This window comes from Roseobacter sp. N2S (assembly GCF_031454055.1).
In the GTDB taxonomy this organism is placed as follows: Bacteria; Pseudomonadota; Alphaproteobacteria; order Rhodobacterales; family Rhodobacteraceae; genus Amylibacter.
This window is the reverse complement of the sequence record NZ_JAVDQB010000005.1, coordinates 231,647-244,042: the sequence shown is the minus strand read 5'-3', so window position 1 is coordinate 244,042 and position 12,396 is coordinate 231,647. Positions and strand designations below refer to the sequence as shown.

Genomic DNA, 12,396 nt, shown 5'->3' with positions numbered 1-12,396 from the left:
GAAACAAAAAATGATGAAATTTTTAAATAGATCAAAGGCACTCACCCTTGCGGGCATTATGGCACTCACCTTGCCTGCTGGCGCTGCAATGGCCGAGCTTTACAAGGTGACTTCAACCGCACCGGGCATGTCACCCTTTGTGATTAACACCGCAATTGCAAAAGTTGTGAACGGCCATGTGAAAGACGTGGAATTCCAAGTGCGCGCGACTGGTGCTGCCACCAAACATATGGTGGATGCAGGCAGCGGTAAGGTTGATTTCCTTTTTGGCTCTTCCACGATCAACTGGCTGATGGCAGAGAACATCGGTCCGTTCAAAGACATGAAAAATGCGCCGGAACTGGAAAAAAATATCGGGATGATCTTCTCTTATCAGATCGGCCCATATCACTATGTAACACGCGCGGATTCTGGCATTGAAACCCTTGAAGACCTGAAAGGTCGCACGGTTTTTGCAGGCCCTCCCGGCGGGGCAGCAAAAGGTGTTGTATTGCGGGCAATTCAGGAAATGGCAGGGGTAAAAGCGGACGAAATGAACGTCCAAACCTTTGGATATGATGCTGCGATTCAGGCGTTTCAGGATGACAAAATTGATGTCATCGTGCTTCCAACTAACTTGCCAAGCCCGTCAATCCAGCAATTCGCGCTAACCAAAAAAATTCGCATCATTGATGTGAATACGGACAAACTGACAGTGAACATTCCTTCTGGCGGTACGCTGAACGTTATCCCCGGTGACACTTATGGTAGCAATCAAATCGGGGGCGATGCACGCACCCATGGCGCAATTGTAAACTTCTCTGCTGGCATGCATGTGGATGAAGAAGTGGTTTACCAAGTGACCAAAGCGATTTGGGAAAACCTCGACGAATTGCATGAAACAGCGGTCTGGATGCCCTCAACAATTCGCAAAGAAGGCGCATTACAACTGATCGCGGGTCGCCTGCACCCGGGTGCAGAACGCTATTACCGCGAAATGGGCTGGGAAATCCCGGAAGCCACAACTTTCGGTAAATCGAACTAACCGACAATACCCTCCCGTCGCCGTGGATTGATCAAAGATTTGATCCACGGCGCATTTCTTTTGAATTCACAAAACTGTCGGGTCACTCATGTCTACACACTCTCCTCCATCCTTCACAGGGTCCGACCTTTCCAGGCTTCAAGCCTATGAAGCCGTTGATCTGCTCAAGCGGAAGGAGGTCTCCCCCCAAGAATTGCTGGAGGTGAGTTTTGAACGGATTAAGGCTGTAAGCCCGGCGATCAACGCAACCCCGACAACATGCCCAAGGCGCGCCTTTGATGCAGCAGACCACCTGACGGATTTTCCTTCGGATCACCCGGGGTATCTGGCGGGTTTGCCTATCGGCATAAAAGACCTGACCCCTGTTGCAGGTGTGCGCACAACCTTTGGCACCAAAGCTTTAAGCGATAACATCCCCCCCGCCAGCGATCCGATGGTCACCCGTTTGGAAGCGCGTGGCGCTTTGGTCGTCGGGAAAACCAACACCCCAGAATTCGGTGCAGGGGGGAACACATTTAACGACGTCTTCGGCCCCACACGAAACCCGTGGGATACAACCCTGAACGCGGGCGGGTCGTCTGGTGGTGCGGCGGCGTCACTGGCCGTCGGGGAAACATGGTTAAGCCATGGCTCCGATCATGCAGGCAGCCTGCGCACCCCCGCTTCCTTTTGTGGTATCGTGGGATTGCGCCCCAGCTTTGGTCGGGTCGCCAGCGGTTCACGCGACAACGCTTTTATGGGCGAAGGTGCCCAAGGTCCAATGGCACGGTCAGTGCGCGACTGCGCCCTGTTTCTGGATGCCATGGCTGGATATGACGCAAGATATCCTTTGTCTTTTCCCGCGCCTGACTGCTCGTTTCAGGACGCCGTGATCCGTGCAGATGGCAAACCACGGATCGCCTATACTGCGGATTTAGACGGCTTCGCCCCCATCGACACCGAGATTGCAGAACACTTTCACAGGGTTTTGCATCTGATGGAAAAACAGGGTTCAGTCATCGAGCAAATCTGCCCGGATGTGTCACAATTGGACGCAACCTACCGCACCATAAGGGGAACCATGTGGGCCACAATGGCGCGGACGATCAAACCGGAAGTCCGCGCCCATTTCAAACAAACGCTTGAGGATAACTTTGCCTCAGGCGAGGCGTTGACGATGACCGATGTGGTCTTTGCCCACAGCCACCGCTCGGCCCTTTATGGCAATATGCTGTCGATTTTTGAAACCTTCGATGTGCTGGCCTGCCCGACGGTGGGCTGCCTGCCCCATGCCCAAAGCGAAGAATGGGTTGCGACCATTGGCGGACAACAGTTGCAAGATTATCTGCATTGGCTGCGTTTTTCCTTTCTGGCCACAGTCACAGGATTACCCGCCATATCTATCCCTGTGGGTCACGGTCCCAGCGGCCTGCCCATTGGGTTGCAACTGATCGGCAAGCCACGCAGCGAGGCAGCGCTTTTGGCCGCAGCCCGCGCCGTTGAGCTGGCCATGGGCGGCCCGCAGGGGCCGATTGATCCCAATATCACCCATCTTTCTTAACCACGCGGAGCAAGAAAAATGCAAAAAGCCGATACTGTATTTGAAGGTGGCACGATCCTGACACTCGATCCTGCCTGCCCGATTGCTGACGCCATAGCGGTAGCCGAAGGGCGCATTCTAGCCTGTGGCACCCGTCATGATTTGGAACCATTTGTCGGGCCGGGCACACGCCGTATCTCTTTGGGGGGCCGCTTTGTTATGCCCGGATTGATAGAATCCCACACCCATGCGCTGTGGGGGGCTTGCCGTGATCTGTTCCATATCTATGTGGGTTACAGCGCCAGCACCAAACAGCTCGCGGATGCCGTGCAAAAGCGTGCCGGTGAAATTGCGAAAGGGGATTGGATCAGCGGTGGCCCGTGGCGCTATGAAATGCGCGAAGACCTTGGCACGACCCCGCGCGCATGGTTAGACACCCTAGCCCCCCACCACCCCGTTGCCCTGTTTGATACAAGCCAGCACTCCGTATGGTGCAACAGCGCAGCTTTGACGCGGGCGGGTTTCACCGATGACAGCCCGCCGATTGAAGGTGGTTTGATAGAGCGCGATCATCAGGGCAAATTGACAGGGTTTATGGCTGAAGCCGCCCTCTCGCCAATCCGTGCCTCTATCGTGGAAACCCCTGCTCAACTGCGGCAAGCTTGCGACTATGCGCTCCGCTATCTTAACAGCCTGGGGTATACTGGCTTCAAGGAACCCTCCGCCTCCGAAACAATCTTGGCCACATATGCTAAAGCCTGTGACGATGGTCGTTGGACCTTGCATGGGGCCGCGCATATCAATGCTTTTTCGCCCTTGGCTGGCGGGCTTGTTCCTATGAATGACATCAACAGGATGCGTGAATCCTATGCCCGCGATGATCTGGCTTTAAACTATGCCAAATTGTTTATAGATGGCGTTGCCCCTGCGCACACCGCTTCGTTTCTGGATCCCTATCAACCTGCCGAGGGTTATGATCCGTCAGCCCATGATCCCGATGAAACCTTGCTCATGTCCCCTGCGGCACTGAATGACAAAGTGACGGAGTTGGATCATCACGGCTATGTGGTCAAAATGCACGCCGTCGGGGATAATGCGATCCGAAAAGGTCTTGATGCGATTGAAGCCGCACGCAGGGCAAACGGCCCCTCTGGATTGCGCCATGAAATCGCACATTCCGCATTTGTAAGTGATGCGGACTTACCACGATTTGCACAGCTTGATGCCATTGCCGAGGTTTCCCCCAAACTATGGATGCCCAACGCAGCCACTCCCTCGCAGCGCGGCGTCCTTAGCAGCGAACAACTCAGCCGTCTTCACCGTATCCGCGATCTGATTGCAGCAGGCGCAGAAGTGATCTTTGGAACGGATTGGCCTGCAAGTGCCCCGGATGCGGACCCGTGGACAGGCTTGGCCGGGATGCTGAACAGACAGGACGCCAGCGGCACTTATGCGGGGGCCATGAATCCAGATCAGGCGATCCCGCTGGACCAAGCCCTAACGCTCTTCACAAGTAACGCTGCGCGCGCAATAGGGCTGGCAGGGCAAACATCCATCCTGACGACCGGCGCTTGGGCGGACTTCATCATACTGTCCAAAGATATTCGCGGATTATTCCCTGAACAGATTGCAAACATGAAAGTCCAAGAAACAGTCTGGAAAGGACAAACGGTCTTTGCACTGTAAGCCGCAGTATTGGTTAAGACGGAATATTCGGGCGATCCGTAAAGATGAACGGAACCGGTGATTGAAATAGAAACCGAATTCACCCAACCGTCATTCTATCGCTTGCGCTGCGTCTAAAAGTACGTCGCGGAACAGGCCGACAAGGGCGCTTGGGCGGTCTTCTGAGGGGGCCATCAGCCCCACTGCGCCATCCGTAATTCCCATATCAATATCAAGCATCACCAGACGCCCGGCTGACAGATCATCTGCCACCACGCCTCGGGAAATGAACCAGATCGGCTGCAATGGCCCCAAAGTCAGCGCGCGCCCGAACGCGCCAGACACACATTCAATCCTGTTTTCAAACAGCGGCAATCCCCGTGACAGCATCAGCCGCGCCATCAAAGGGCGGATGGCTGCGCTGTCTGGCGGGTAGATGATTAAATCACGCTCGATCTGGTCCAGCCGCGTTGCGTCGCTTTTTGGATGGTTGGGGGCAACCACAGCCACCACCTTTTCCGAATACAGCGCCGTAAACGACAGACCGGTCATCGTCTTGGCATCCCCCAAGCGACCGACCACCAGATCAAGATCACCACTACGCAACCGATCGGTCAGAAACCCGTGGGAGCCCTCGTCGATATGCAGTGTGGTTTTTGGCGAGTTTGCGCGGAAGCGTTCGACGGCCAAGGGCAGCACATGGGCTGCCACACTGGGCAATGTGCCGATCTTCAACACCGCCCCACCCGATTCATTCAGCGATGCAATGCTGTTAATCCCCTGACGCAGCGCGGCGGTACTTTGTTCGGCATATTGCAGAAAAACCTTGCCCTCGGGGGTCAGCCGCACCCCTGCCCGATCACGGGTCATCAGGCTGACGTTCAGGATCTCTTCGAGGTCTTTGAGGGTCTTTGAAATCGCAGGCTGCGTCAGGTTCAACTGTTCCGCCGCCCGCTTCAGCCGTTTGGCGCGGGCTATGGCCACAAAAGCCTCTAGATGTCGAAATTTAATCCTGCGATCCATTTTCTTTCCATATTTGGCAAGTAAGATATAAAAACTATCAATTTACTTTCGCTTTGCAATCAGGAAATACAAGGGTCAAAGCAGCATCGGATCAGGGAGGATGCCATGAAAACGCAGGTTGCCATCATCGGGGGCGGGCCATCCGGGCTTTTGCTGTCGCAGTTACTGCACAAACGGGGCATCGACTCTGTGGTGCTGGAACGCAAAACCAAAGAATACGTGTTGGGCCGCATTCGTGCAGGTGTGCTGGAACGGGGTCTTTTGGATCTGATGCGCGAGGCTGGTGTGGCCGAGCGGGTCGAAAAAGAAGGATATTCCCACGACGGCACGCTGATTTCTTACGGGCAAGAAATGTTCCGCATGGATTTCAAAGAACTTACGGGCCACGGCGTCATGGTCTACGGCCAGACCGAAGTGACCCGCGATCTTTATGCCGCCCGGGAAGCCGCCAACGGAAAAATCGAATTCAACGTAGAAAACGTCGTGATCAATGAGGCCGATTCAAAAGCGCCCTATGTGACCTATGAAGTGGGTGGAAAATCCCGCCGGATTGACTGTGATTTCGTTGCAGGATGTGACGGGTTCCACGGCGTCAGCCGCAACACCATCCCGGGTGATGTGCGGCGGGAATATGAAAAAGTCTATCCTTTTGGATGGCTTGGCATCCTGTCTGAAACCCCGCCCGTCAATCACGAATTGATCTACACCAATTCCGAACGGGGCTTTGCGCTGTGTTCCATGCGCAACGAAAACCTCAGCCGCTATTACATCCAGTGTTCCCTGTCTGACAGCCCGAACGATTGGACCGACACCGCCTTTTGGAAGGAATTGAAACGCCGCATTCCGCCCGAACAGGCGGAAACCCTGATCACTGGCCCAACCATCGAAAAGTCCATCGCACCGTTGCGTTCTTTTGTGACCGAACCGATGCGCTGGGGGCGGTTGTTTTTATGCGGCGATGCGGCCCATATTGTGCCGCCGACAGGGGCAAAGGGCCTGAATACCGCTGCATCTGATGTGCATTACTTGTATAATGCCCTGCGTGATTATTATGAAAACGACAGCGAAGCGGGCATTGATGGCTACTCGGCCAAGGCCCTGGCCCGTGTCTGGAAAGCTGAACGCTTTTCTTGGTGGTTCTCGTCCCTACTGCACCGCTATCCCCGCCAGACGGCTTTTGATCACCGCATTCAGATTGCGGAACTTGAATTCTTACGGTCCAACACTGCGGCGCAAACCGCGATGGCCGAAAACTATGTTGGCTTGCCCTATTAAGGAGACCTTGATGACCACGCGATTTGACACCGGAATGAAAACCCGCCGCAAGGTTCTGGGCGATGCCCATGTGGACCGCGCAGAAGCCGCAAAGGTGGATTTTGATCAACCCTTCCAGACCATGATTACCGAGGGTGCTTGGGGGACTTTATGGTCTGATGACAGTATTCCCCATCGGGAACGCTCGATGCTGACCCTTGCTTTGCTGGCAGCGACAGGTAATTTCGAAGAAATACCAATGCACATTCGCGCCAGTCGCAACACCGGTGCCTCGCCCCAAGATGTGTTGCAGTCGTTTTTGCACGTGGCGGTTTATGCAGGCGTGCCAGCGGCCAATCACGCCATTAAACTGGCCAAACAAACCTATGCCGAATTGGGGGTAGAGCTATGAGCCTGACGAACAAACCAACTGCCAACGGGGGGTTCGTGCCGCGCGATCGTGCATGGCAGCCCGATGCGCTGACGCCGCAGTATAAAACCTCGGTCAAACGCAGCCCCCATGCAGCGCTTTTGTCGTTTCCAAGTACGCTTAGCGAAGAAACCTCGCCTGTGTTCGGTCACAGTATGCTGGGTGCGCTTGATAACGATCTGATTCACAATTTTGCCGCCGATGGGCAATCCGCCATTGGCCCGCGCATTATTGTGCACGGACGCGTGCTTGATGAAATGGGGCGTCCGGTGCCGGGGGCATTGCTGGAATTCTGGCAGGCCAATGCGGGCGGGCGCTATCGCCATAAAAAGGAATCTTACCTTGCCCCGCTGGACCCGAACTTTGGCGGTTGTGGTCGCACCATCACAGGTGATGACGGATCTTATGAATTCCGCACCATCCAGCCCGGCCCCTACCCCTGGCCCAACGGCATGAACGACTGGCGTCCCGCGCACATCCACTTTTCGGTTTTTGGTCACGGCTTTGCACAGCGCCTGATTACCCAGATGTATTTTGAAGGCGATCCCCATATCCGCCTGTGCCCCATCGTCGGCGTGTTAAAATCCCAAGAAGCCATAGACGCCCTGACTGCCCCGCTGGATATGCACCGCACGGTCCCGATGGACAGCCGCGCCTTCAAGTTTGATATCGTTCTGCGCGGACGCCGCCAGACCTATTTCGAAAACCGCAAAGAGGGGATGTAATTATGGTTCAGAAAATCGACTATTTGCGCGAAAGTCCAAGCCAGACCGCTGGCCCCTATGTACACATCGGCTGCACGCCGAATTTCACCGGCATTGATATTTATGGCGGCGATCTGGGCACGCGGATGAAAACCGGCCCTGTGCAGGGTCAGGAAATCACCATCAAAGGCACGGTTTTTGATGGCACGGGGACGCCGTTGAAGGATGCGATGATCGAAATCTGGCAGCCTGATGCTGCGGGTCTGTTCCCGTCCGAAAACGAAACGCGAGGCACAGCGGACCCAAATTTTACCGGCTGGGGGCGATCACCCGGAGATATGAACACCGGTGAATTCACCTTTGAAACCGTTAAACCCGGCGGCGTGCCGTGGCCTGATGGCCGCATACAAGCGCCCCATATCACAGCATGGATCGTTGCGCGGGGCATCAACCTTGGCCTGCACACGCGCATCTATTTCGATGATGAACCGGATGCGAATGCCGCCGATCCCATCCTGACACGAATTGAACATCAGAACCGCATCCCCACCCTGCTGGCCAAAAAGACGGACCAAGGTGCGTACCAGTTCGACATCCATCTCCAAGGTCCAAACGAGACCATCTTTTTCGATATTTGAGGACACCATGACCAACCCCTGCATTATCTGCGTTGCCATCACCGGATCGTTGCCCACCAAGGAAAACAATCCGGCGGTGCCGATCACCATTGCCGAACAAATCGAAAGCACCCATCAGGCGTTCGAGGCTGGCGCATCCATCGCCCATTGCCATGTGCGCGATGATGCGGGCAAACCCACATCAGACCCTGAACGGTTTGCGCAGCTGAAAGAGGGTCTGGAAAAACATTGTCCCGGCATGATCGTGCAACTGTCCACGGGTGGACGCTCTGGTGCGGGGCGGGATCGGGGCGGGATGCTGTCCCTGTCCCCTGACATGGCTTCCTTGTCGGTCGGCTCGAACAACTTCCCCACGCGGGTCTATGAAAACAGCCCCGATCTGGTAGATTGGCTGGCCGCTGAAATGCTGACCCATAATGTGAAACCCGAAATCGAAGCCTTTGACCTTGGGCATATCGTGCAAGCCACGCGCATGGCCGCAGATGGACGGCTGAAAGGCCCGCTTTATGTGCAATTTGTCATGGGGGTAAAAAATTCCATGCCAGCAGACGAGCCGATTTTTGACTTTTATATCGAAACGCTCAAACGTCTGGCCCCTGATGCGCAGTGGTGTGCGGCGGGTATCGGTCCTGCGCAATTGACCATCAACGAGTGGTCGATTTCCAAAGGCGGCCATACCCGCACGGGACTTGAAGACAACGTCCGTCTGGATCGTGAACGCCTTGCCCCATCAAACGCGGCACTGGTACAGCGCGCCGTTGATTTGTGTGATAAATACGAGCGCCCCGTTGCAACATGGCAGCAGGCGCGCGAAATTCTGGGGCTGTCCTTATAGGGTCTAACCCACAGCGACCAGACCCAAAAACATCGGGGTGGTGATGGATCAGCTGATCCCTCCGCCCCTTTTTTATTAGGCTATTTCCCTGTGTCAGGCCGCCGCAATAGAAACACAATCGGAAAGGCTGCCAGCGTAAAGAACAGCATCAGCAAGAAGTTATCCACATAGGCAATCATTGCCGATTGCTGGCCGACCAGCCCGTTGATCTGCGCCATAAGGGTCGGGTTCCCTGTCAGCAGCCCCGGCACTTGGCGCGCCACTTGCGGCGCATCGGCGGTCAGACGAGAGGCTAGTTCTTCGTGGTTCACAGTGGCCATACGCGCCAGAACTGTGGTCACAATAGATATGCCAACACCCGAACCCACATTACGCACCAGACTGAACAAAGACGTCGCATCGCCCCGATACTTTGTTGCCAAAGTTGCAAAGGTCAAAGTGGACAACGGCACAAAGACAAACCCCAGACCAAAGCCTTGGATCACCCCTGAAATCATGATCGGCTGGCTGCCCATTGTAATGTCAAACCGCGACATCATCCACAAAGACCACGCGGTCAGAACCAACCCGAAAGTCACCAACACCCTTGCGTCATATTTGGCAACCAAACGCCCTACAAGGATCATCGACAGCATGGTTCCCACCCCGCGCGGCGCCATCACTAGCCCCGTTGTGATCACCGGATAGCCCAACAGGTTTTGCAGCAGTGGGGGCAATAGCGCCAGACCGGAAAACAGGGTTAAACCGATGATAAAGATAAAAATCAACCCCATGGAAAAGTTGCGATCGCCAAATATTTTCAGGTCGATGAACGGGTTTTCTGCGGTCCAGCAATGGACGATGAAAACCCAAAAGCCGCTAATCGTCAGGCCGAAATAAATCCAGATTTCAATGGATTGAAACCAATCCACGGCCTGCCCACGATCCAGCAACAGTTGTAATGCGCCCACACCCATGGCCAGCATGGCAAAGCCGAAAAAGTCGAAACGACGTTGTTTCACCGCTGCTTTTGGCAGGAACATCAGGATGCCGACCAGTGCAATCAGGCCGATAGGCAGGTTGATCAGAAACACGAAACGCCAGTTAAATGTCTCGGTCAGCCAGCCGCCAAGGGTTGGCCCGATGATCGGGCCGACCATAATGCCCGCGCCGTAAATCGCCATCGCCTGCCCGATCCGTTCACGCGGATTGATGTCAAGGATGACCGCCTGTGCCAGCGGGATCAGCACCGCACCAAAGATGCCCTGTATGATGCGGTAAACCACCATTTCCGCAAGGCTCGACGCCACACCGCAGGCCAAGGATGCCAGTGTGAACCCGCCAATAGCCACCGCAAAAACCATCTGCCGCCCAAAGCGATCCGTGGCCCAGCCCGTCACAGGCGTGGCAATGGCCGAGGCCACAATATACGAGGTCAGCACCCAGGTAATTTCATCCTGCGCCGCCCCCAGACTGGCCGCCATATGGGGCAGCGCCACATTGGCGATGGTGGTGTCGAGCACTTGCATGATCGTTGCCAGCATAATCGTCGCCGTCAGCCAACCCGGATGTGCGACGACAATCGCGGGTTTTGACAGGATGGGTTCGCTGGTCATTTCAATTTATCAAGCCGCGACAGGCCAGTGTCGATTGAAACACTCGTGCTCATCCCATCGCGCAACGGATGCGCAGGGTCGGGCGTGACCCCGATACGGATCGACAGACGTTGCACAACCTTCACCCAGTTCCCCGTCGCATTTTGCGCTGGGATCAAGGAAAATTGCGACCCCGTGGCCGAACTGATGCTTTCGACAATTCCGTCCAGTTTCACACCGGGGTAGGCGTCGATGTCGACCTCTACGGGCTGGCCGATTTTCAGGGTTTCAAGCTGGGTCTCTTTATAATTCGCCTCAATCCAGGTTTCGCCGGTTTTAACGATACTGGCGACAGTGGCAGCGGGGGTCACATATTGGCCTACATTCAGACTTTCGATCTGGCTGATGATCCCTGTTACGGGGGCCAGAACCTCGGCTTTAGACAGGTTGCGTTTGGCCGCTGCGCGTTTGGCTAGGGCGGTACGGACCGCAGGAAAGTCATCTGTTTTGATCGCCGGATCGCCGCCCAAAGCCGCCGCGGCAGATTCGACGGCCGCGCGAGCCAGACTGACATCATTTTCGGATGTGTAGACCGCCATCGTGGACTCGTCCAAAGATGCAGATGACGAAATCCCCCGCGAGGCCAGTTCTTTCTGGCGGTCAAATTCACGGTCGCGCACGTCTTTGATATGCAATGTCGCGGCCAGTTTTGCCTGCGCCGTATCATAGGCGGCCCGCAGTTGCGCAACGGAAAGCTGCGCCGAGGCTAAGGCGGCCTCAGCTTCGGCAAGGGCAATGCTAAGGGGTTCGGGGTCCAGTCGGAACAGCGGCATTCCCGCCTGAACCAGTTGGTTTTCAATCACGTCCACTTCGGAAATCCGCCCCGACACATCGGGAGAAATACTGACCATCGGCTGGTGAACATAGGCGTTGTCCGTGGTCACATAGCGCCCGCCGGTCAGCCAGACATAGCCCCCCGCCAACGCAAGCAGCACAGGCACGGAAAACATCAAAAGACGGCGACGGCCTTTGGGTTTAACCTCTGCCTCTGTAGTCATTTGCGGTTCTGTGGCGGTTGGCTCTGCTTCTGTTTCAGAAGGGAGAACGGGGGCGGTGGGTTCAGCGTCCGGATCAACGCGTTTTAAAGGGGCATTCATGCCACGTCTTCCTTTTGTTCGGTATCATCTGTTTCAAGATTGGTCACAATCTGCTGCAAAGAATTGGTCAACCCGTCCAGATCTTCGGGCGCGATGCCTGCCAATGCGGCAGCATAAACCTCGGTGGCGATGCTGCGCATTTCCTCGACAACGGGGCGCGCGGCCTGTGTGATCCAGACCAGTTTCGCGCGTTTGTCAGCGGGGTCACTTTCGCGCCGCACCAGACCTTCGCTTTCGAGGCGATCAATGATGTCGCTCATGGTCATCTGGCTGGCTTCGACCTTTGCGGCCAAGGCCACTTGGGACAGGCCATCGGTCAGGTTCAACGCCCCTAAAGTGCGCCATTGCATCAAGGACAGCCGATGCCCCCGCGCCCGCCGTTCAAACTCGCTTTTGATCAAACGCGCTGCATCGTGAAGCATTAGCCCAAGACTTTGCATAATAGTGAGTCCAGTTTTTATTTACTACGGACACATATAATATTGTCCCGTAGTATGTTCAACTCACGAAAACGACAACAGGCTTTGGCCCCTTTTCAGGGGGAGCCAAAGCCAAAATGCACAGGGTTTCAGA

At 55.4% G+C, this 12,396-nt stretch carries 12 protein-coding genes; 8 read left to right on the top strand and 4 right to left on the bottom strand.

The window, feature by feature from the left end; all coding sequences use genetic code 11:
* The first annotated feature begins 10 nt into the window (after positions 1 to 10).
* The 3 genes from GGE09_RS13960 (at position 11) to GGE09_RS13950 (ending at position 4,229) form a co-directional block, all read left to right on the top strand.
* Complete coding sequence (locus GGE09_RS13960) at positions 11 to 1,024, top strand: TAXI family TRAP transporter solute-binding subunit (RefSeq protein WP_309746762.1); 1,014 nt, start codon at positions 11 to 13, stop codon at positions 1,022 to 1,024.
* Between the two features lie 88 nt (positions 1,025 to 1,112).
* Positions 1,113 to 2,564: an amidase family protein gene (locus tag GGE09_RS13955; protein ID WP_309746761.1), complete on the top strand. Its 1,452-nt coding sequence runs from the start codon at positions 1,113 to 1,115 to the stop codon at positions 2,562 to 2,564.
* A gap of 18 nt (positions 2,565 to 2,582) precedes the next feature.
* Complete coding sequence (locus GGE09_RS13950) at positions 2,583 to 4,229, top strand: amidohydrolase (protein ID WP_309746760.1); 1,647 nt, start codon at positions 2,583 to 2,585, stop codon at positions 4,227 to 4,229.
* A 90-nt stretch (positions 4,230 to 4,319) separates the two neighbouring features.
* On the opposite strand, the gene pcaQ is transcribed toward GGE09_RS13950, so the two are convergent.
* Positions 4,320 to 5,231 (bottom strand): pca operon transcription factor PcaQ, encoded by a 912-nt coding sequence (gene pcaQ, locus GGE09_RS13945; protein WP_309746759.1) that lies wholly within the window; start codon positions 5,229 to 5,231, stop codon positions 4,320 to 4,322.
* A 105-nt stretch (positions 5,232 to 5,336) separates the two neighbouring features.
* Between pcaQ and pobA the strand changes: the two genes are divergently transcribed.
* Genes pobA through GGE09_RS13920 form a run of 5 tightly spaced genes read left to right on the top strand, consistent with a single transcriptional unit; the run spans position 5,337 to position 9,092 of the window.
* Positions 5,337 to 6,506: a 4-hydroxybenzoate 3-monooxygenase gene (gene pobA / locus GGE09_RS13940; protein ID WP_309746758.1), complete on the top strand. Its 1,170-nt coding sequence runs from the start codon at positions 5,337 to 5,339 to the stop codon at positions 6,504 to 6,506.
* Between the two features lie 10 nt (positions 6,507 to 6,516).
* Positions 6,517 to 6,897, top strand: a complete 381-nt coding sequence (gene pcaC, locus GGE09_RS13935; RefSeq protein ID WP_309746757.1) for a 4-carboxymuconolactone decarboxylase — start codon at positions 6,517 to 6,519, stop codon at positions 6,895 to 6,897.
* Positions 6,894 to 7,640 carry a protocatechuate 3,4-dioxygenase subunit beta gene (gene pcaH, locus GGE09_RS13930; RefSeq protein WP_309746756.1) on the top strand — a complete coding sequence of 249 codons (747 nt, stop codon included), beginning with the start codon at positions 6,894 to 6,896 and terminating at the stop codon, positions 7,638 to 7,640. The genes pcaC and pcaH overlap by 4 nt, the downstream gene beginning before the upstream one ends.
* 2 nt (positions 7,641 to 7,642) lie before the next feature.
* Positions 7,643 to 8,257 (top strand): protocatechuate 3,4-dioxygenase subunit alpha, encoded by a 615-nt coding sequence (pcaG, locus tag GGE09_RS13925; RefSeq protein ID WP_309746755.1) that lies wholly within the window; start codon positions 7,643 to 7,645, stop codon positions 8,255 to 8,257.
* Positions 8,258 to 8,264: 7 nt separating this feature from the next.
* Positions 8,265 to 9,092 (top strand): 3-keto-5-aminohexanoate cleavage protein, encoded by an 828-nt coding sequence (locus GGE09_RS13920; protein WP_309746754.1) that lies wholly within the window; start codon positions 8,265 to 8,267, stop codon positions 9,090 to 9,092.
* Between the two features lie 80 nt (positions 9,093 to 9,172).
* Here GGE09_RS13920 and GGE09_RS13915 read toward each other — a convergent pair whose 3' ends face one another.
* The 3 genes from GGE09_RS13915 to GGE09_RS13905 are packed head-to-tail and all read right to left on the bottom strand — an operon-like array spanning position 9,173 to position 12,245.
* Complete coding sequence (locus GGE09_RS13915; RefSeq protein ID WP_309746753.1) at positions 9,173 to 10,687, bottom strand: DHA2 family efflux MFS transporter permease subunit; 1,515 nt, start codon at positions 10,685 to 10,687, stop codon at positions 9,173 to 9,175.
* Positions 10,684 to 11,823, bottom strand: coding sequence for an HlyD family secretion protein (locus GGE09_RS13910; protein ID WP_309746752.1), 1,140 nt, complete (start codon positions 11,821 to 11,823; stop codon positions 10,684 to 10,686). Before GGE09_RS13910 ends, GGE09_RS13915 begins: the two co-directional genes overlap by 4 nt.
* The gene (locus GGE09_RS13905; RefSeq protein ID WP_309746751.1) at positions 11,820 to 12,245 is read right to left on the bottom strand and encodes a MarR family transcriptional regulator; all 426 of its coding nucleotides are present in this window, start codon (positions 12,243 to 12,245) and stop codon (positions 11,820 to 11,822) included. Before GGE09_RS13905 ends, GGE09_RS13910 begins: the two co-directional genes overlap by 4 nt.
* Positions 12,246 to 12,396: the final 151 nt, after the last annotated feature.